The organism is Sphingomonas sp. GW821-FHT04B01 (assembly GCF_059420425.1).
In genome coordinates this window covers 230,728-248,852 of sequence record NZ_JBWKTR010000006.1, presented here as the reverse complement: position 1 = coordinate 248,852, position 18,125 = coordinate 230,728, and the positions used below count along the sequence as shown (strand labels likewise).

At 69.1% G+C, this 18,125-nt stretch carries 18 protein-coding genes and 1 pseudogene; 12 read left to right on the top strand and 7 right to left on the bottom strand.

Going from position 1 to position 18,125, the window contains the following annotated elements:
- Positions 1-882: a D-alanyl-D-alanine carboxypeptidase family protein gene (locus AC07UH_RS15395; RefSeq protein ID WP_137897938.1), complete on the top strand. Its 882-nt coding sequence runs from the start codon at positions 1-3 to the stop codon at positions 880-882.
- Between the two features lie 284 nt (positions 883-1,166).
- On the opposite strand, the gene AC07UH_RS15390 is transcribed toward AC07UH_RS15395, so the two are convergent.
- Positions 1,167-2,453 (bottom strand): M20/M25/M40 family metallo-hydrolase, encoded by a 1,287-nt coding sequence (locus tag AC07UH_RS15390; RefSeq protein ID WP_495180926.1) that lies wholly within the window; start codon positions 2,451-2,453, stop codon positions 1,167-1,169.
- A gap of 59 nt (positions 2,454-2,512) precedes the next feature.
- Positions 2,513-2,968 (bottom strand): universal stress protein, encoded by a 456-nt coding sequence (locus AC07UH_RS15385; RefSeq protein WP_495180925.1) that lies wholly within the window; start codon positions 2,966-2,968, stop codon positions 2,513-2,515.
- A gap of 111 nt (positions 2,969-3,079) precedes the next feature.
- Between AC07UH_RS15385 and AC07UH_RS15380 the strand changes: the two genes are divergently transcribed.
- The 6 genes from AC07UH_RS15380 to AC07UH_RS15355 are packed head-to-tail and all read left to right on the top strand — an operon-like array spanning position 3,080 to position 8,272.
- Positions 3,080-4,438, top strand: a complete 1,359-nt coding sequence (locus AC07UH_RS15380; protein WP_495180924.1) for a pyruvate dehydrogenase complex dihydrolipoamide acetyltransferase — start codon at positions 3,080-3,082, stop codon at positions 4,436-4,438.
- A 7-nt stretch (positions 4,439-4,445) separates the two neighbouring features.
- Entirely contained in the window at positions 4,446-4,661 is a 216-nt protein-coding gene (locus tag AC07UH_RS15375) for a hypothetical protein (RefSeq protein WP_495180923.1), read from the top strand.
- Positions 4,662-4,699: 38 nt separating this feature from the next.
- Positions 4,700-5,074: an acyl-CoA thioesterase gene (locus AC07UH_RS15370; RefSeq protein WP_052075807.1), complete on the top strand. Its 375-nt coding sequence runs from the start codon at positions 4,700-4,702 to the stop codon at positions 5,072-5,074.
- Between the two features lie 11 nt (positions 5,075-5,085).
- Positions 5,086-6,480, top strand: a complete 1,395-nt coding sequence (gene lpdA / locus AC07UH_RS15365) for a dihydrolipoyl dehydrogenase (RefSeq protein ID WP_495180922.1) — start codon at positions 5,086-5,088, stop codon at positions 6,478-6,480.
- Entirely contained in the window at positions 6,458-7,870 is a 1,413-nt protein-coding gene (locus AC07UH_RS15360) for a hypothetical protein (protein ID WP_495180921.1), read from the top strand. The genes lpdA and AC07UH_RS15360 overlap by 23 nt, the downstream gene beginning before the upstream one ends.
- Positions 7,871-7,927: 57 nt before the next feature.
- Positions 7,928-8,272 carry a DUF3140 domain-containing protein gene (locus tag AC07UH_RS15355; protein ID WP_038662233.1) on the top strand — a complete coding sequence of 115 codons (345 nt, stop codon included), beginning with the start codon at positions 7,928-7,930 and terminating at the stop codon, positions 8,270-8,272.
- Between the two features lie 202 nt (positions 8,273-8,474).
- Here the strand turns inward: AC07UH_RS15355 and AC07UH_RS15350 are convergent, their stop codons facing one another.
- Both AC07UH_RS15350 and AC07UH_RS15345 read right to left on the bottom strand, forming a co-directional pair.
- Positions 8,475-10,832: a putative bifunctional diguanylate cyclase/phosphodiesterase gene (locus AC07UH_RS15350; RefSeq protein ID WP_495180920.1), complete on the bottom strand. Its 2,358-nt coding sequence runs from the start codon at positions 10,830-10,832 to the stop codon at positions 8,475-8,477.
- Between the two features lie 319 nt (positions 10,833-11,151).
- Complete coding sequence (locus tag AC07UH_RS15345; RefSeq protein ID WP_137899190.1) at positions 11,152-12,927, bottom strand: fatty acyl-AMP ligase; 1,776 nt, start codon at positions 12,925-12,927, stop codon at positions 11,152-11,154.
- A gap of 97 nt (positions 12,928-13,024) precedes the next feature.
- Here AC07UH_RS15345 and AC07UH_RS15340 point away from each other — a divergent pair, with 97 nt between their 5' ends.
- From AC07UH_RS15340 to AC07UH_RS15320, 5 genes and pseudogenes are all read left to right on the top strand, one after another.
- Positions 13,025-13,555 carry a regulatory protein RecX gene (locus AC07UH_RS15340; protein ID WP_137899189.1) on the top strand — a complete coding sequence of 177 codons (531 nt, stop codon included), beginning with the start codon at positions 13,025-13,027 and terminating at the stop codon, positions 13,553-13,555.
- 64 nt (positions 13,556-13,619) lie between these two features.
- Complete coding sequence (locus AC07UH_RS15335; RefSeq protein WP_137899188.1) at positions 13,620-14,222, top strand: cold-shock protein; 603 nt, start codon at positions 13,620-13,622, stop codon at positions 14,220-14,222.
- 4 nt (positions 14,223-14,226) lie between these two features.
- The gene (locus tag AC07UH_RS15330; protein ID WP_245640692.1) at positions 14,227-14,727 is read left to right on the top strand and encodes a DUF192 domain-containing protein; all 501 of its coding nucleotides are present in this window, start codon (positions 14,227-14,229) and stop codon (positions 14,725-14,727) included.
- A gap of 211 nt (positions 14,728-14,938) precedes the next feature.
- Entirely contained in the window at positions 14,939-15,334 is a 396-nt protein-coding gene (locus AC07UH_RS15325; protein WP_038662218.1) for an NADH:ubiquinone oxidoreductase subunit NDUFA12, read from the top strand.
- Between the two features lie 200 nt (positions 15,335-15,534).
- Positions 15,535-15,768 (top strand): annotated as a pseudogene (locus tag AC07UH_RS15320) (DUF2155 domain-containing protein); the annotation flags it as partial.
- A gap of 35 nt (positions 15,769-15,803) precedes the next feature.
- On the opposite strand, the gene aat reads toward AC07UH_RS15320, so the two are convergent.
- The 3 genes from aat to AC07UH_RS15305 all read right to left on the bottom strand — a co-directional run bounded on the left by aat (position 15,804) and on the right by AC07UH_RS15305 (position 18,119).
- A complete protein-coding gene (gene aat, locus AC07UH_RS15315) occupies positions 15,804-16,535 on the bottom strand; it encodes a leucyl/phenylalanyl-tRNA--protein transferase (protein ID WP_038662212.1) in 732 nt (243 codons plus the stop codon).
- A 223-nt stretch (positions 16,536-16,758) separates the two neighbouring features.
- Entirely contained in the window at positions 16,759-17,373 is a 615-nt protein-coding gene (locus tag AC07UH_RS15310; protein WP_495180919.1) for a glutathione S-transferase, read from the bottom strand.
- A gap of 35 nt (positions 17,374-17,408) precedes the next feature.
- Positions 17,409-18,119: a ParA family protein gene (locus tag AC07UH_RS15305; RefSeq protein ID WP_137899185.1), complete on the bottom strand. Its 711-nt coding sequence runs from the start codon at positions 18,117-18,119 to the stop codon at positions 17,409-17,411.
- Between the last annotated feature and the right edge of the window lie 6 nt (positions 18,120-18,125).

Below are 18,125 nucleotides of genomic sequence, written 5' to 3'. Positions count from 1 at the left end.
ATGACGATGGTGACGCGCCGCACGGTCCATGGCTGGTGCGGCGCCCTGGTCTTATTGGGTGGCCTCGCCGCGGCGGTGCCGGCGGCGGCGGTGACGCGGCCGGTGTCGGCGATCCTCGTCGATGCGCGCGACGGGACGGTGCTGTTCGCGGAGAATGCCGGCATCGTCCGCCGGCCGGCATCGCTGACCAAGATGATGACCTTGTTCCTGACCTTCGACGCGCTCGATGCGGGGACGCTGCGGCCGGGCGATGCGGTGCGCTTCTCGCGCTATGCCGCGGCGATGCAGCCGTCAAAGGTCGGCATGCGGCCGGGCGCGTCGATGACGGTCGAGGAGGCGATCCGTGCGGTCGCGGTGATCTCCGCCAACGATGTCGCGGTGGCGCTCGCCGAGCGGATCGGCGGCACCGAGGACCGGTTCGCGCGGATGATGACGCAGAAGGCGCGGGCGCTGGGGCTGCAGGATACGTCGTTCACCAATGCGACCGGGTTGCCCGGCGCCAATCTGACGACGGCGCAGGACATCGCGCGGCTGTCGATGGCGCTGCTGCGCGACCATCCCGGCCGCTATGCCGCCTTCGGCACGCGATCGTTCAGCTGGGCTGGGCGGCGCGTGCAGAACCACAATCACCTGCTCGGCGCCTATCCCGGCGCCGACGGGATCAAGACCGGCTATACCGCCGAGGCGGGATTCGCGCTGGCGGCCTCGGCCAAGCGCGGCGGGCGACGGCTGATCGCGGTGGTGATCGGCGAGCGCTCGGTGGCGCTGCGCGACCGCCGCGTTGCGCAGATGCTGACCGAAGGGTTCGCCGAACCGGAGCGTGCGCCGGAGCGCGGCGAGCGGCCGGATACGCTGGAGGAATGGCTGAGCAAGGGGCGGTAGGGGCGGCATCCTCCCCTCCGTCACTCACGACAATCGCATATGGCTGCGATTATGATGGCCGATCGGTTTCCTCATGGAATCCGTCACCCCGGACTTGTTCCCGGGTCCACCGGTCCGCGAGGGAATGGTGTCGAATCAAGCTTTCTCCTAGCCGCCGGGTGGACCCCGGAACAAGTCCGGGGTGACGGGGTGGTCTTGGAAGACGGCAGGCCCGCGTGAACGGCTCGATGCGATAGCTCTCTCTCGTCATCCCGGCTTTTGCCGGAGATGACGAGAGAGGGGCCTTACCGCCGCGGTGCGCGGCCGCCGAAGGTCGGCAGGCTCTCGCTGCCGTCCGCGCCGAGCGACGACACTGCGAAGAACGTGTCGTCCACGGGCAGTTGCGGCATCGTCGCGTTCGTCCCGGTTACGTCCTTCGACTTCGCCCAGGCGGCGGTGTCGTTCGCGCGCCAGCGGATGCGATAGCCGACCGCCCCCGGTACCGGCGCCCAGCTCACCTGCGTGTCGCGCGAGAGATCGCCGACCAGCCCGACGCTCGCCGGCGCGGCGGGGGCGGCGGCGAGGCGCGCGAGGGTCGCGGCGTTGATCGCGGTGACCTTCGCCAGATAGGCGAAGTCCATCCGGTCGATCGTGTCGCCGTAGACGATGCCCTTTTCGGTACGCAGGTCCTGATGCTGCGCGTCCCAATTCTCCGCGCCGACCGAGAAGCGCACCGCCGGATAGCCGCGCTTGAGGAAGGGCTCGTGATCGCCGCCGCGGCCGAAGCGATCCGGGCGGCGATCGATCACCACGTCGAAGCCGCCGGGGATCGCATCGGCGATGCCGTCGATCGTCTTGGCGAGCGCGCGGCTGGGGCCGTCGTCCTCGCCGCCTTCGCCGCGGCGGCGCTGCTGCTGCGGCAGGTCTTCGGACGCGCGGATGCCTTCCGAGAAGACGCGCACCCGGTGCGCGTCGCGGACGCCGCTTTGGCCGATGCTGTTGCCGACGATATCGTTGTTGAGCATCGCGCTGACCTGCCAGCCGCGCGTCGCGGCGGTGTCGGCGAGCAGCTCGGCGCCCCACAATCCCTGTTCCTCGGCGGAGAAGGCGACGTAGACGATCGTCGCGTCGAATTTGCGCTTCGACAGCAGCCGCGCGGTCTCGATCACGAGTGCGACGCCCGAGGCGTCGTCGTTGGCGCCGGGCGCGTCGCTGGTCGCGTCCATCACGTCGGTGACGCGGCTGTCTATATGGCCGCCGATGATCACCACCCGGTTGGGATCGCGGCCCGGCTGGATGCCGAGTACGTCCTCGACCACCACGCCGTCCGGTGCGCGCGGGCCGGTGAAGCGCCGGCTGATCCGCTCGACCTTGATGCAGCCGCCGCAGTCGCGGCCGATCGCTTCGAACTGCTGCGCCGCCCAGTTGCGCGCCGCGCCGATGCCGCGCTTGGGATCGGTGGTGGTGGACAAGGTGTGGCGGGTGCCGAAGCCGACGAGCGCGCTGACGCTGGCCTTGAGCCGCGCGGGGCTGGGGGAGGGCAAAGGCGTGGCGGCGACCGCGGCGGCGGCGAGGAGCGGGGCGATGATCATCAGGCAGTGTGACGCGCCGCGACGTGGCGCTCAACCCCCTCAAGCCCTTGCGACGACGATCAACTCAGCCGGTCGATCGCCTCGCGGCTGAGCGAGCCCGGGATGATCATCACCGGCACCGGCAGGGCGCCGGCATCGGACCCGGCGAAATGGCTGACCAGCTTGCCCGGCGCGCCCGCCGGCGCGGCACCGAGCACCAGCGCGGCTATGTCGGGATCGGCGGCGATCATCTCGCGGATGATCTTCGGGCCGTCGCCCTGGCGGACGGTGATCGCCGGGCGCAGCCCCGATTCCTCGACCAGCGTGCCCGCGGCGGCCGCGACCAGTCCTTCGGCGTGCTGCATCGCCTCTTCCTCGATCGTCGCCTGGACGCCGCCGAAGGCGATGAACTCCTGCGGCGGCAGCAGGGTGAGGATCTCGACCCCGCCGCCGGTCTTCACCGCGCGGCGCGCGGCGAAGCGCAGCGCGATCTCCGCTTCCGGGCTGTCGTCGACCACCACGAGATAGATACGCATCATTTCGCCCCTTTTCCGCTTCGTGCCGCGTGGGCGAGCGGCGCGCAAGACTTGACCCCCCGCGTCAGGAGCGCGAAGGGAGCCACCTGCTCCCCAGGCAAGAGGACCTGCATGTCGATCGAGATCAAGATGCCCGCGCTGTCGCCGACGATGGAAGAGGGCACGCTCGCCAAGTGGCTCGTCAAGGAAGGCGATAGCGTCAAGTCCGGCGACATCATGGCCGAAATCGAAACCGACAAGGCGACGATGGAATTCGAGGCGGTGGACGAAGGCGTGATCGCCAAGATCCTGATCGCCGAGGGTACGGACAATGTGAAGGTGGGCGCGGTGATCGCGATCCTCGCCGAAGAGGGCGAGGATGCCGCATCGGTGTCCGCCCCGACCAAGAGCGACACGCCCGCCCCCGCGGCGAAGGAATCGGAAGCCAAGCCGAACCCGGCCGACCCCAACAAGACCGGCAGCGAGGCCGAGCCCGCCGACCGCACGATCACGCAGGCCGAGGATCACGGCAAGCCCGCCGATACCGGCGAGGCGCCCAAGGCCGCTGCCCCCGCATCGGGCGAACGCGTCAAGGCGAGCCCGCTCGCGCGCCGCATCGCCGCCGAGAAGGGCATCGAACTGTCGGGCATGACCGGCTCGGGGCCGAACGGCCGCATCGTCAAGGCCGACGTCGAGAGCGCCAAGCCCGGTGCCGCAGCGCCCGCCGCCGCGACGCGCGACGCGGCGCCCGCCGCTGCCGCCGCACCGGCCCCCGCAGCGAAGCCCGCGGTCGTGCCGGACATCCCGCACGAGGCGACCAAGCTCAGCAACATCCGCAAGACGATCGCGCGGCGCCTCACCGAGTCGAAGCAGACCGTGCCGCACATCTATCTGACGGTGGATATCCAGCTTGACGCGCTGCTCAAGCTGCGCGGCGAGCTCAACGCCTCGCTGGAAAGCCGCGGCGTCAAACTGTCGGTCAACGACCTGCTGATCAAGGCGCTCGCCGCCGCGCTGATCGCGGTGCCCAAGTGCAACGTGATGTTCACGCCCGACCAGCTGATCAGCTTCAAGCGCGCCGACATCTCGGTCGCGGTGTCGACGCCCTCGGGCCTGATCACGCCGATCGTCGTCGGCGCCGACACCAAGAGCCTGTCGGCGATCTCGACCGAAGTGAAGGACCTTGCCGCACGCGCCAAGGACAACAAGCTGAAGCCCGAGGAATTCCAGGGCGGTACCGCGTCGATCAGCAACATGGGCATGTTCGGGATCAAGCAGTTCGAGGCGGTGATCAATCCGCCGCAGGGTATGATCATGGCGATCGGTGCGGGCGAGAAGCGGCCCTATATCGTCGACGGCGAGCTGGCGGTGGCGACGGTGATGTCGGCGACCGGCAGCTTCGACCATCGCGCGATCGACGGTGCCGACGGTGCCGAGCTGATGAAGGCGTTCAAGGAGCTGGTCGAGCGTCCGCTCGGCATGCTTGCCTGAGGCGATCGTGGCGCGGACGCCCACCTCCCGCACGGCGATCGAGCTGCTCCATCTCGCCGCCGGGCTGGTCGCCGCCGCGGCGATGACGTGGGCGGCGGCCTGGGCCTATCCGGTCGGCTATGAGACGATCTGGTGGTGTGGCGCGGGGGCGATGGCGGCGGCGGTGCTGATGAGCATCGGTCCGCTGCGTCGCGCCCGCGCGATCGACAGGAGGCGTGTGTGACCTTGCCCCAGGGTTCCCCGACGATCCGCGTCACGGCGATGCCGGGCGACGCCAATCCTTATGGCGACATCTTCGGCGGCTGGCTGATGGGCCAGATGGATCTTGCCGCCGGCTCGGTGGCGTCGCGTCACGCCGGTGGCCGCGCGGTGACGATCGCCTGCGATGCGATGAAATTCCATGCGCCGGTGCTCGTCGGCGACGAGGTGTCGGTCTATGCGCGGCTGGTCGCGGTGGGCAACACGTCGATGACGATCGAGGTCGAGGCGTGGCGCCGCGCCCGCCACCTCGAGGATTCCACCAAGGTGACGCAGGCACGCTTCGTGTTCGTCGCCACCGACGAGAACCGGGCGCCGCGCCGCGTCGCGCCGCTGCCCGATCATATCCCCGATCACATCCATGAACCTCCCCGGTAAGGACTTCCAACGTGGCTGATACCTTCGACCTCCTCATCCTCGGTTCGGGTCCGGGCGGCTATGTCGCGGCGATCCGGGCGAGCCAGCTCGGCCTCAAGGTCGGCATCGTCGAGCGCGAGCGGCTGGGCGGCATCTGCCTCAACTGGGGCTGTATCCCGACCAAGGCGCTGCTGCGCACGTCGGAAGTCTATCATTACATGACCCACGCCGATTCCTACGGCCTCAAGGCGGACGATGTCGGCTTCGACCTCGGCAAGATCGTCGATCGCAGCCGCAAGGTCGCCGGCCAGCTCAACGCCGGCGTCAAGGGCCTGATGAAGAAGAACAAGGTCCAGGTGTTCGAGGGCGTCGGCGCGCTGACCGGCAAGGGCAAATTGCAGGTCAAGCAGGGCGACAAGACGCTCGACCTCGAAGCCAAGCACATCATGGTCGCGACCGGCGCGCGCGCGCGCGACCTGCCGTTCGCCAAGGCCGACGGCAAGCGCATCTGGACCTATCGCCACGCGATGGTGCCCGAGGTGATGCCGACCAAGCTGCTGGTCATCGGCTCGGGCGCGATCGGCGTCGAGTTCGCCAGCTTCTACAACGACATGGGTGCCGACGTGACGATCGTCGAGATGCTCGACCGAATCCTGCCGGTCGAGGATGCCGAGGTCAGCGAGTTCATGACCAAGGCGCTGACCAAGCAGGGGATCAAGATCCTCACCAAATCGGGGCTCGAAAAGCTCGAAAGCGGCGCCAACGGCGTCACCGCGGCGATCAAGGGCGCCGACGGCAAGGTCACCGAGACCGAGTTCAGCCATGCGATCGTCGCGATCGGCATCGTGCCGAACACCGAGAACATCGGGCTGGAAGCGCTGGGCGTCGAGACCGAGCGCGGCCATATCAAGGTCGACGGCTTCGGCCGCACCAACGTCGAGGGCATCTACGCGATCGGCGACGTCACCGGCGCACCGTGGCTGGCGCACAAGGCGAGCCACGAGGGCATCGTCTGCATCGAGAAGATCGCCGGGCAGGACCCGCATCCGTTCGAGACGTGGAACATCCCCGGCTGCACCTATTCGCGTCCGCAGGTCGCCAGCGTCGGCTTCACCGAGGCCAAGGCCAAGGAAGCCGGTCACGAGGTGAAGGTCGGCAAATTCCCGTTCATCGGCAACGGCAAGGCGATCGCGCTCGGCGAGGCGGAGGGCTTCGTCAAGACGGTGTTCGACGCCAAGACCGGCGAATTGCTCGGCGCGCACATGATCGGCGCGGAAGTGACCGAGCTGATCCAGGGCTATGTCATCGCGCGCCAGCTCGAGACGACCGAGCACGAGCTGATGGAGACGGTGTTCGCGCATCCGACGCTCAGCGAGATGATGCACGAAAGCGTGCTCGGCGCTTATGGTCGCGCGCTTCACTTCTAGGATCATACCCGCCGACCGCCGCGCCGCCCGCACGATGGGCGTCGCGGCGGCTTTGCTGTTCGCCGCCTCGCTCGCGCTCTTCTGGCCGGGCTATGTCGCCTACGACAGCCTCGCCCAATATGCGCAGGCGACGAGCGGGCGGTATGACGACTGGCACCCGCCGATCATGGCGCGGCTCTGGTCGCTGTTCGGCGATCACGGCCCGGCGCCGATGCTCGCGCTGCAACTCGCCGCTTACTGGCTGGGTCTGGGATCGTTCGCCGCGGCGCTCGCCGCGCGCGGGCGACGCGGCGCGGCTTGGGCGGTGCTGGCGGTCGGTTGCTGGCCGCCGCTGCTCGGCTGGCAAGGCGTCGTGCTCAAGGATCTGCAGATGTCGGCGGCGCTGCTGGCGGCGACCGGGATTCTCGGCTGGTGGCGGCTGCGCAACCGGCCGCTGCCCGGCCCGGCCCTCGCGGTGGCGGCGTTGCTGTGCGGTTATGCGTTGCTGGTGCGCGCCAACGCGCCCTTCGCGGTGGTGCCGCTGATCGTGATGCTGTCGCCCTGGCCACGCGGGATCGCGCGGGCCGGCGTGGCGCTGCTCGGCATCGCCGCAGCGATCGGCCTGTCCTCGCCGATCAACCACGGCCTGCTGGGCGCGCAGCGCAGCGGCGTCGAGCAGACGCAGGCGCTCTACGATCTCACCGGCATCGGCGTGGCGACGGGCGACACCGCCGTCGGCCTGCCCGCCGCGACGCTCGCCGCGATCCGTGCCAGACACTGCGTTCGCCCCTATTTCTGGGATCCGCTCGGCGAGCCGCGGCGCTGCGAGACGCTCGTCGCGCCGTTGCGCGCCGAGCCGGCCGGAACGCTCTACGTCCGTCTCGCCGGCATGATCCTGCGCCACCCCATCGCTTATGCGGAACATCGGCTGGCGCATCTCAACTCGACCGAGCGATTGTGGGTGCCGCGTCACTGGCTCGGCAGCGCGCCGCTGCGCGCAAGCGAGCCCAACACGCTCGGCTTAGGCGAGCCCGGTGCGCTCGCGAAAGGCTGGCAGTCGCTCGGCGCGTGGCTGATGGAAACGCCGCTGGGCTGGCCGGTCGTCTGGGTGGTGGTGGCGATCGCCGGCCTGTGCTGCGCGATGCGCGGATGCGGTGACGATACGCTGGCGCTCGCCTTGTTTACCTCGGCGCTGACGATGGAGGCGAGTTTCGCGGTGATCAGCATCGCCTCGGACCTGCGCTACCATCTGTGGACGCTGACCGCGACGGCGATCGGCTGGCTGTTGCTCGGGCCGCGGCGCTGGCCGCGCGCGGTCACGCTGCTGCTGGTCGCGGTGCTGCTGGTCGGTACCGTAGCACGCGTGATTCTGCCGGAGGCGCCACAGACCTATGCCGGGATGCTCGGCTGACCCGTCCGCAACCCTTGACCGCACCACGACGTTGGAGGGGCAAAAGGAGAGCGATACATGGCGGACGATCACGCGGCGATCGAACAGGCGTTCGACGAGGCGGTCAACATGGCGCCGGCCGAGCTGGAGCGCTTCCTCGACAGCGACGACAGCAAGCGCGTCGGCTGGAAGGGCGAGGACGGCGACGGCAAGGGCGAGAGCGTCGGCCATGCCTCCGGCCGCCATATTGTCGCGATCAAGCGCAAGAAGAAGGCCGACCGGACCGACGCCGATTACGCGCATATGAAGAAGGTGGTCGGCTACGTGCACCGCCATCTCGCCCAGGGCGGCCCGGACAAGGACAAGGCGCAGAGCGACTGGCGCTACTCGCTGATGAACTGGGGGCATGACCCGCTGAAGTAGGCGGGCGACCGGGCAGCTTGGGGCACCATCCCGCCTCCGGATCACCAACCCGTTTGAGGCGGCGGGGCTGGGCCACGGTCCTTCACGATCAACAACCCCGTTGGTGCTGAGCTTGTCGAAGCACCGTGAGTCCCATCTGCCCTTCGACAGGCTCAGGGCGAACGGCGATGGGGGGCGGACGGCGGTGGGGGGGCGGATTTCCCTAAGCGGCGACGTCGCTGTCCCAGCGGCGGCCGGCGACGGCGCGGGCTTCCTCGACGGGGAGGGGGCGGCCGAAATAGAAGCCCTGGACCTTGGTGCAGCCCAGATCCTGCACCATCCGGTGTTCGGCCTCGGTCTCGACGCCTTCCGCGGTGGTCGCCATGCCGAGACTCTGCGCCAGCGCGACGACGGCGCGGATGATCGCGATCGCTTCCTTGACGCCGCGCGAGGCGCTCTGGACGAAGCTCCGATCGATCTTGATCGACGAGAAGCGGGTGCGCGAGAGATAGCCGAGCGACGAATAGCCGGTACCGAAATCGTCGAGGCTGAGCCGTACGCCGAGGTCGAGGATGCGTTCGAGCACCTTGGTCGCGCCGAGCCCCTCGTGCATGAAGACGCTTTCGGTCACCTCGAGCTCGAGGCGTTCGACCGACAGGCCGCTGTCGGCCAGCGCCGAGGTGACGACGGTGACGAAGCCGGGGTTCTGCAACTGGTCGGCGGAGACGTTGACCGCGACGCGGACGTGCGACGGCCAGCCCGCCGCCTCGGCGCAGGCGGTGCGCAACACCCATTCGCCGATCGGCTGGATCAGCCGCGCCTCTTCGGCGAGCGGGATGAACTTGGCGGGCGAGACGTCGCCGAACTGCGGGCTGTGCCAGCGCAGCAGCGCCTCGAACCCGGTGAGGCTGCCGGTCGCGGCATCGACCACCGGCTGGTAGTGGAGGTGCATCTCGCCGCGTTCGAGCGCCTGGCGCAGCGCCATTTCGAGGACGCGGCGCTCCTCCGCCTGGACGTGCAGCTCGGGCTCGTAGGCGTGGTAGACGCCGCGACCGGCATCCTTGGCGCGGTAGAGCGCGAGATCGGCGGAGCGGATCAGCATCTCGGCGGTGCGGCCATCGCGCGGGCCGATCGCGAGGCCCACCGACGCGCCGATGTAGAGCGTATTGGCATCGACCTCATAGGGGCGCGATAGCGTCTCGATGATCCGCTGCGCCAGCGCCTCGACCGCGCTGCTGTTGGTCGCATCGCGCATCACCACCGCGAATTCGTCGCCGCCGAGCCGGCCGCAGGTCTCGTTGTCGCCCATCAACTGTGCCAGCCGTTCGGCGACGCGACTGAGCAGGCGATCGCCGATCGGATGGCCGAGCGTGTCGTTGACCGCCTTGAACCGGTCGAGATCGATCATCATGAATGCGCAGCGGCCGCCCCATTTGTCCGCCTCCGCCATCGCCCGCGCCAGCGTCTCGTTGACCATCAGCCGGTTGGGCAGGCCGGTCAGCGTGTCGAAGCGCGCCATCCGGTTGATCTTGTCGGCCGATGCGCGCTGTTCGGTGACGTCCGAGCCGACGCCGCGGAAGCCGCAGAAAGACCCGTTTTCGTCGAACCGCGGGCTGGCGGCGAGTTCCCACCAGCGCTCCTCGCCGTCGACGGTGAGCGACAGCCGCAGGTCGCGGAAGCTGTCGCGCGTCTTCAGTTTGTCGGCGAGGGCGCGCAGGCCGGGGGTGAATTCGCCAGTGTCCCAGGTGGGTCCGGCGAGCACCTGGAGGAAGGGCATGCCTTCGATGGTGACCGGATCGAGCCGGCAGGCATAAGCGAAGCGGGGCGAAGCCTTGACGACGCGGCGGGCGGCGTCGGTCTCCCACAGCCAGTCGGCGCTGGTCTCCTCGAACTCGCGCAGCAGCAGGCTGACCGTCTCGTCGCGTTCCGCCAGCGCGATCTGGCTGGCGCGGATCACCACCAGCGAGCGGGCGCGGTTGAGGCAGACGACGATCAGCATCACGGTGAAGATCGACGTCGCGCAGGCCGCGGCATAGCTGCCGATCGTCACCAGCTTCACCGTCACCGACAGGCCGAGCCCGCCGACGAAGGCGATCGTGGCGAGCGCCAGCGGTGCCATCGCGACCGCACCGGCGGTCATCAGCACCGACAGGATCATCCACAGCACATAGGCGCTGTTGGACCCGGGATGGGTGTTGAAGATCAGGCAGGGGATCGACCAGGCGACGGCGAGCGCGACGCCCTCGATCGCGGTGGCGCGCAGGTCGGCCTGGGTGGCATAGCCGCCGTCGCGATGCCGCGTGCTGAGCCGGCGCATCGCGACGGTGACCGACACCGCCGCGACGAGCATCGCCCAGCCGCCCAGCCACCATGCCGACACCTGCGTCGCGAACAGCGACACGGTGGTCGCCGCGCCGATCAGATTCGCGCAGAGCAGCAGCAAGGCGAGCTGGCGGCCGGCGTCCAGTTGCGTCGAGCGGATACGCGCCCAATGCGCGGCGTCGTCGCCGTCGCGAAACCCCAGCAGCTGAGAAAAGCGGATCGCGCTGGGATCCGAGGCAGGCGCGGTTTCTTGGTTCACCCGCGGGGGGTTACCCGGTCAAGGTTGACGGAGTGTTAGAACCGGATTGAGATTTCATCCGAAATGCCAGTTACTTCACCGAATGGGCGGATCGGCCTCATTCTGACTTTTCGGCGTAGGTATCCTGTCGGAGGGGACCGTGGGCAGGGGTTGGTCCGCTACCACACCCACGGCGTCACCCCGGACTTGTTCCGGGGTCCACACTGCGGCGGGGAGAGGGGCTTGAGGCGGCACAATGCCCTCGCGGCGCGGTGGACCCCGGAACAAGTCCGGGGTGACGGGTCTTTTTTACGTCAACGTCACGAAACCGACAGGGGCGTCAGGCCGCGATCGCGTAAGGCTTGATGTCGCCGCTCAGATACAGGTTGCGCGCCTTGGCGCGCGACAGCTTGCCCGAGCTGGTGCGCGGCAGCGTGCGCGGCGGGATCAGCTCGATCACGCAATTCATGCCGGTCACCGAGCGGACGCGCTCGCGAATCTCCTCGCGCAGCCGCTGGCGCTCGGCCTCGTCGCTGCTGCGGCACTGGACGAGCACCGCCGGCGTCTCTTCGCCGCCCGGCGTGGTGATCGCGAAGGCGGCGATGTCGCCCGCCTTGAAGCCGGGCAGCTGCTCGACCGCCCATTCGATGTCCTGCGGCCAGTGGTTCTTGCCGTTGACGATGATCATGTCCTTGGCGCGGCCGACGATGTAGATGTAGCCGTTCGACATATAGGCCATGTCGCCGGTATCGAGCCAGCCGTCGCTCATGCAGGCGTCGGTCGCCGCGGCATCGCGGAAATAGCCGACCATCACGCTCGGTCCCTTGCACCAGAGCTTGCCGATCGCGCCGTCGGGCAGGGGGGTGCCGTCCTCCTCGCGGATCTCGACGGTCATGTCGCGCACCGGCTTGCCGCAATTGACGATCGCGCGGAAGCGTTGCGGGCGCGGACCGTCGTTGGCGGCGAGCGAATCGCCGCCGCCCGACAATTGCGTCTCCTCGACCAGCTCGACGCGGATGCCCTCGCCCGGCGGCATCAGCGACACCGCCAGCGTCGCCTCGGCGAGGCCGTAGCTCGGCAGGAAGGCGCTCGCCTTGAAGCCGGCATCGGCGAAGGCGTCGACGAACGCCTGCATCACGTCGGGGCGGATCATGTCGGCGCCGTTACCGGCGACACGCCAGCGCGACAGGTCGAACCGCTGCGACGCCTTGGTCTGCGACGACATGCGGCGCGCGCAGATGTCGTAGCCGAAGGTCGGCGAATAGCTCAGCGTCGTGCCGTCGTGGCGGCTGATGAGGTCGAGCCAGGCGAGCGGGCGGCGCGCGAAATCCTCGGTCTTGAGGTAATCGGTCGAGACCTGGTTGGCGATCGGCGACAGGAAGCAACCGACGAGCCCCATGTCGTGATACCAGGGCAGCCAGCTGACGCAGCGGTCGGTGCCGTCGGCGGCGATTTCCATGCCGTGGCTGTGCGCGGCGAGATTGTTGAGCAGCGCGTGGTGCGTGATCGCGACGCCGTGCGGGAAGCGCGTCGAGCCGCTGGAATATTGCAGATAGGCGATCGCCTCTCCGTCCGCCTGCGGCAGCGGCGCCGCGACCGCCGGACGGTCGGCGAAGTCGGACCAGTCGATCCCCTCGGTCCCCGCGAGCCGTGCCGCCTCGGCCGCCATCGCGGCGAGCTCGGGCGGGAAGATCAGCATCTTCGGCTCGCAGCTCGCGAGCTGGACGCGGAGCTGTTCGATATAGGAATCGCGCCCGCCGAACGAGGTCGGCAGCGGCAGCGGCACCGGCCAGGCGCCGGCATAGACCGCACCGAAGAACAGGGCGGCGAATTCCGGCCCGGTCTCGGCGACCAGCGCAATCCGGTCCTCGGGCTGCACACCGGCGGCGATCAGGCGATGTGCCATCGCGATCGCGTCGCGGCGCAGTTCGGCGAACGGATAGGCACGGGCGAGCGCGCCGCGGGCATCGTGGAAGTTGAGGCCGCGCACGCCCGTGGCGGCATAATCCAGCGCCTCGCCGAGCGTGGCGAAATCGGCATAGCGACGGGGCAGGTCGTCCAGCGTCGGCGTGGCCGCCATCTGGGGCGTCGGCGAGGGCGCGGACTGCTCGGTCATACAAAATCCTGTTCACTCGCCACGGGGCGAAACCATCTTCACTGTGCGCTATAACGCGCGATCATCGTTCTAAATCGAGCGCCACTGTGGCAACAACATGGCCATGAGGCAGGAACGGCGTACTCTTCCCCCGCTCGATGCCGCCGCTTTGGAGCGGATGGCGCTGCGCTACGTCGAACGCTTCGCGACAACGCGCGGCAAATTGGCCGACTATCTCCACCGCAAGATCCGCGAACGCGGCTGGGATGGCGACGCCGCCGACCCGCAGGCGCTGGCGCAGCGGATGGCCGATCTCGGCTATGTCGACGACCGGCTGTATGCGGAGAGCAAGGCGGCGGCGCTGACCCGGCGCGGGCTCGGTGCGCGGCGGGTGACGATGGCGCTGCGCCACGCCCATGTCGGCGAGGCGGATACGGAGGATCTGGCGCCGCAGATCCACGAACAGGCCGAGGCGGCGGCGCTCACCTTCGCGCGGCGCAAGCGGATCGGGCCGTTCGGGCCGCCGAACGACGATCGCGCGGTCCGCGACAAGCAACTCGCGGCGATGCTCCGGGCCGGACATGCAATGGATTTGTCGCGCCGGATTGTCGCAGCGCGGGACGAAAGCGAGTTCGGAGAAATCGGGTAAACGTCCCTTTCGCAATTGCAGCAGCGATGAACCGTGCTAGCGTAGCGTCCATAGGGGTGCAGTGATGCGTAGCGAGCCGCAACGGGAGGGCGACGAGCGTGACGACGGGGATATGCCCGGCGCGCGTGCTGGTCTGCAAGCCGCGACGAATGAGGGCGAGGGGCCGATCGCCATCGCCGGCGTGATTAAATGGTTCGACGTTACGCGCGGCTTCGGCTTCGCGGTCGCCGACGACCGGTCGCTGGGCGACGTGCTGATCCACTTTTCCGTTTTGCAGCCGTACGGCCGCCGCAGCCTGCCCGAGGGCGCACGGGTCGAGACGCTCGCGGTGCAGCGCGGCCGCGGCTATCAGGCACGCGAGGTGATCGCGATCGATCTGTCGAACGCCGTCGAGGATGCGCCGCGGGCGCCGCGCGCCGCCGACCGGGTCGATCCGGTCGCGCTGATCGACGAGGCCGGGCCGTTCGAAGGCGCTGCGGTCAAATGGTTCAACCGGCTAAAGGGCTATGGCTTCCTGGTCCGCGACAGCGACGGCAGCGACGTGTTCGTCCATATGGAGACGCTGCGCCGCGCCGGCATCGCCGCGGTCGAGCCCGAACAGCGGCTGCGTGCGCGCATCGTCGCCGGCCGTAAGGGACCGCTCGCGGTCACCGTCGAGGAGGGCTGAACGCGTGATCGGATCGAAGGCGATGCTGGCGATCGTCGCGGTGCTGGGGCTAGGCGCGGGCGGCGTGGCGATCCAGCAAGGGGTGTTCACCCGCACGCCGCCGACCGACGCGACGGCGAAGGCGCTGCTGCCGGTGACGATCACCAGCGCCAACGGCGCGCACGTCTTCCAGGTCGAGCGGGCGACGACGGCGGCCGAGCAGGCGCGCGGGCTGATGTACCGCACGGATCTTAAGCCCGACGGCGGCATGCTCTTCGCGCCCTATCCGGCCGAAGGCGGCGGCCCGCGCGAGGCGAACTTCTGGATGAAGAACACGCCGACCCCGCTCGACATCCTGTTCATCCGCGCCGACGGCACGATCGCGATCATCGCGGAGAACACCGTGCCCTTTTCGGAGACGCCGGTGCCCTCGCGCGAGCCGGTCGCCGCCGTGCTCGAACTGGTCGGCGGCCGCGCCGCGGACCTCGGCATCGCCGAAGGCGATAGGGTGACCTGGGCGAAGTGAGCGCCGGTGGGGGTCTTCGGCGCTCGAACGATCGCCAAAGACCCGTCCGGCATGACGGAAAATGGGCGAACGGGGTCTCGACACGGAGCCGCTACGCCGACCAACGGGTGTCATCCGGCAGCCCCGACGTTGCGACGAAACGAGCCGGCTGGCGAGCGGACGACGATCCCGGTTGAAGGCCGCCGCCGCAGCGGGTAAGCGCAGGCGCATCATGGGCATCAACCTCAATCCCTTCACCTGGTGGAACGGCGCATCCTGGGGCACGATGCTCTACGGCTTGCGCGGCATGGCGCAGGTCGGCACCGATTCGCTCGGCAACGTCTATTATCAGGGGGGCAAGGACGGCAGCGGCCGCGTGCGCCGCTGGGTGATCTACGAGGGCGCCAACGACGCCAGCCGCGTGCCACCCGAATGGTTCAGCTGGTTGCACCACCAGATCGACGACGTGCCCGCTCGCGCGATGCCCGCGCCGAGGCCGTGGCAGAAGCCGGCGGTGCCCAACATGACCGGTACGCCGCTCGCCTATCGCCCCTCGGGCGCGCTCGAGAAGGGCGGCAAGCGCGCCGCCGCGACCGGCGACTACGAAGCCTGGACGCCCGAAGGGTGACGCGACGCTGGCTCGCCGCCGGCGTCCTGCTGGTGGTGCTGGGGCTGGCCGCGGTGTTCGGCTATCGCGCGTGGCAGCGGTCGGACGAAGCCGGCCGCGCCGTCGCCGTACAGGATTTCGCGCCGAGCGAGGCGAACCAGAGCGAGGGCATCGAGACCGTCGCGACCACCGACGTCGCTTTGCCGACCGGCGGTACGCCGATGGCACAGCGGGTGGCCGTGGTCGGCCTGCTCAACAAGCGCAACGGCGTCAGCCGCGACCTGACGCTGCGGCCCGGGCAGGCGGTCCGCGTCGGCGATGCGATCGTCCGGCTGCGCGCCTGCGAACATACCGCACCCTGGGAGCAGGATCAGCTCACCGGTGCGTTCGTGCAGCTCGACGTCCGCGGCAGCGACCGGCATTGGCGGCGGGCGTTTTCGGGCTGGCTGTTCAAGGAACGGCCGTCGCTCAACGTCGTCCAGCACCCGGTCTACGACGTCTGGACCAAGAGCTGCACGATGTCGTGGCCGGCGACCGGTCCGGACACGACCTCGCTGTCCGGTGGCGAGGCGACGGGCAACCGGTCGAGCGCGAAGAAGTCGCCGGCGGCGGACGATGCCGATACCACCCCCGACGAGCCGATCGTGCCTTCCAGCGCACCGGCGAGCAACGCGCAATAATCCTTCCGGTCGATCTCCACCGCGCCCAGCGAGGCGAGGTGCGAGGTCTGGAACTGGCAGTCGAGCAAGGTGAAGCCGCCGACCTTGAGCCGCGCGACCAGCCAGGCGAGCGCGACCTTGGACGCATCCGTACGGCGGCTGACCATCGATTCGCCGAAGAAGGCGCGGCCGAGCGCGAGGCCGTAGAGGCCGCCGACCAGCTCGTCGCCCTCCCAGCATTCGATCGCATGCGCGAAGCCCATGCGGTGCAGCGCGACGAAGGCCCGTTCGATGCCGGTGTTGATCCACGTCTCCGGGCGATCCTCGGCGCTTTCCGCGCAGAGCTGGATCATCCGTTCGAAGGCGGTGTCGGCGGTGACGCGGAACCGGTCGCGCGCGATCGTCTTGCGCAGCGAGCGCGACACGCGGAAGCCGTCGATCGGCAGGATCGCGCGGCTGCGCGGCTCGACCCAATAGACGCTGGCGGCCTTGCGATCGTCCGCCATCGGGAAGACGCCGACCGCATAGGCGCCGAGCACGAGGTGCGGATCGAGTGTCTCCATCACCGCTGAGGTGGCGCAGCCGATGCAGTGGTGCAAGTGGGGGCGAGTCCAAGCGGGATCGCCGCTCAGCCTTTAGCTGTCTAAACTTCTTTCTTCTCGTCACCCCGGGCTCGACCCGGGGTCCCGCTTCTTCCCGACCGGCACGTAGCGGGACCCCGGATCAAGTCCGGGGTGACGGAGAGACGGTGTCGCGGTCGCGGCATCGATAAATATCGATCACGCCCTAATCCAGCGGCAGCGCCGCGAATTCCGCCGTCGGTTCCGCGCGCGCGGACAGAGCGGCGAGGGCCGGATGGCGCGCCGGGGGCACGACGTCGCCCAGCTTGCTGCCGGTGAAGCGCCAGGCGACCGCCGTGGTGATGTCCGCCTGCGTCCATCGGCCCGCGACGAGCCAGTCGTCGACCCCGGCATAGGCCGCCTCGAGCAAATCGTACGCCGCCAGCAATTGCTCTTGCACGCGGTCGAGCCAGGGCTGGTGCTGCTTCTCCGCCGGTCGCAAATTGGTCTCGTAGACGATCTGCACCGTCTTCTCGCAGGCGGCGAGCGCCAGCCCGATCACGCGCTGCGACGCGAGAAAGGCGGCGGGATCGTCCGGCAGCAGGCGGCGCTCCGCCGGCACGATCCGTTCGAGCCAGTCGAGGATCAGCGTCGATTCGATCAGCACGACGCCGTCGTCGGTGACCAGCGTCGGCGCCTTGACGGTGGGGTTGATCGCGCCGAACGCCGCGACGTCGCGGAACACCGACAAAGGCTCGTGATCGAACGTCAGGCCCATCGCCGTCATCGAGATCGCCACCCGGCGGACATAAGGTGAATCGAGCATGCCAATCAGGCGCATGGGCGGTCCTTCGAACGAGCGGATGATATGGGACGCTATTTGGCCAGCCGGCTTTCGATCGTCGTCCACAATCGGGCGAACGCCGCCGCCGCGGCCGACCGCGGCGCATAGGTCGCGACCGGGGCGCGATGCTCGGCCATCGCCTCGACCGCGCTCGCCATCGGGATCGCCGGCCAGTCGGGGTGAGCGGCGAGCGCGTCGGCGTGGAGCCGGCGGCGGCGGTCGACCATCATATGGACCGGCAACACCGGCACCTTGCCGCCGAGGTGGCGGACGACCTCGTCATGCGCCCGCTGCGCGAAGGGCGAGGGGATCACCGGCAGGACGATGAGGTCGGCGGCGCGGATCACCTGTTCGCTGGTCTCGGTCAGGCCGGGCGGGCAGTCGAGCAGGACATGGTCGTAATCGCCGATCTGCTCGATCAGCCGGTCGAGGCGCCGGCGCTTGCCGATGTCGTGCAGCACGAGGTCGAGCGTGCGCAGCGAATCGTCGGCGGCGATCAGATCGAGCAGCGGAATGTCGGTGGGGCGGGTGTGCGCCGCGGGCTTGGCATCCTTGGTGAACAGCGCACGCGCCTGGTCGCCGACGGGCGTCCGGCCGAGCACCCAGCTGCTCGCCGCCTGCGGATCGAGATCCCACAGGATGGTGCGCCGCTTCGACAAGGCGGCGCTGCTGTAGGAGAGGTTGACCGACAGCGTGGTCTTGCCCACGCCGCCCTTCGAACTGTAGATCGCGATCGTCGCCATGCCAGC

Excerpts from the sequence above, each read along its gene's own strand:
- AC07UH_RS15395 (WP_137897938.1), top strand. The coding sequence starts at position 1 with ATGACGATGGTGACGCGCCGCACGGTCCATGGCTGGTGCGGCGCCCTG.
- AC07UH_RS15390 (WP_495180926.1), bottom strand. The coding sequence starts at position 2,453 with ATGATCATCGCCCCGCTCCTCGCCGCCGCCGCGGTCGCCGCCACGCCT.
- AC07UH_RS15385 (WP_495180925.1), bottom strand. The coding sequence starts at position 2,968 with ATGCGTATCTATCTCGTGGTGGTCGACGACAGCCCGGAAGCGGAGATC.
- AC07UH_RS15380 (WP_495180924.1), top strand. The coding sequence starts at position 3,080 with ATGTCGATCGAGATCAAGATGCCCGCGCTGTCGCCGACGATGGAAGAG.
- AC07UH_RS15370 (WP_052075807.1), top strand. The coding sequence starts at position 4,700 with ATGCCGGGCGACGCCAATCCTTATGGCGACATCTTCGGCGGCTGGCTG.
- AC07UH_RS15360 (WP_495180921.1), top strand. The coding sequence starts at position 6,458 with ATGGTCGCGCGCTTCACTTCTAGGATCATACCCGCCGACCGCCGCGCC.
- AC07UH_RS15355 (WP_038662233.1), top strand. The coding sequence starts at position 7,928 with ATGGCGGACGATCACGCGGCGATCGAACAGGCGTTCGACGAGGCGGTC.
- AC07UH_RS15345 (WP_137899190.1), bottom strand. The coding sequence starts at position 12,927 with ATGACCGAGCAGTCCGCGCCCTCGCCGACGCCCCAGATGGCGGCCACG.
- AC07UH_RS15340 (WP_137899189.1), top strand. The coding sequence starts at position 13,025 with ATGGCCATGAGGCAGGAACGGCGTACTCTTCCCCCGCTCGATGCCGCC.
- AC07UH_RS15335 (WP_137899188.1), top strand. The coding sequence starts at position 13,620 with ATGCGTAGCGAGCCGCAACGGGAGGGCGACGAGCGTGACGACGGGGAT.
- AC07UH_RS15325 (WP_038662218.1), top strand. The coding sequence starts at position 14,939 with ATGGGCATCAACCTCAATCCCTTCACCTGGTGGAACGGCGCATCCTGG.
- aat (WP_038662212.1), bottom strand. The coding sequence starts at position 16,535 with ATGGAGACACTCGATCCGCACCTCGTGCTCGGCGCCTATGCGGTCGGC.
- AC07UH_RS15310 (WP_495180919.1), bottom strand. The coding sequence starts at position 17,373 with ATGCGCCTGATTGGCATGCTCGATTCACCTTATGTCCGCCGGGTGGCG.
- AC07UH_RS15305 (WP_137899185.1), bottom strand. The coding sequence starts at position 18,119 with ATGGCGACGATCGCGATCTACAGTTCGAAGGGCGGCGTGGGCAAGACC.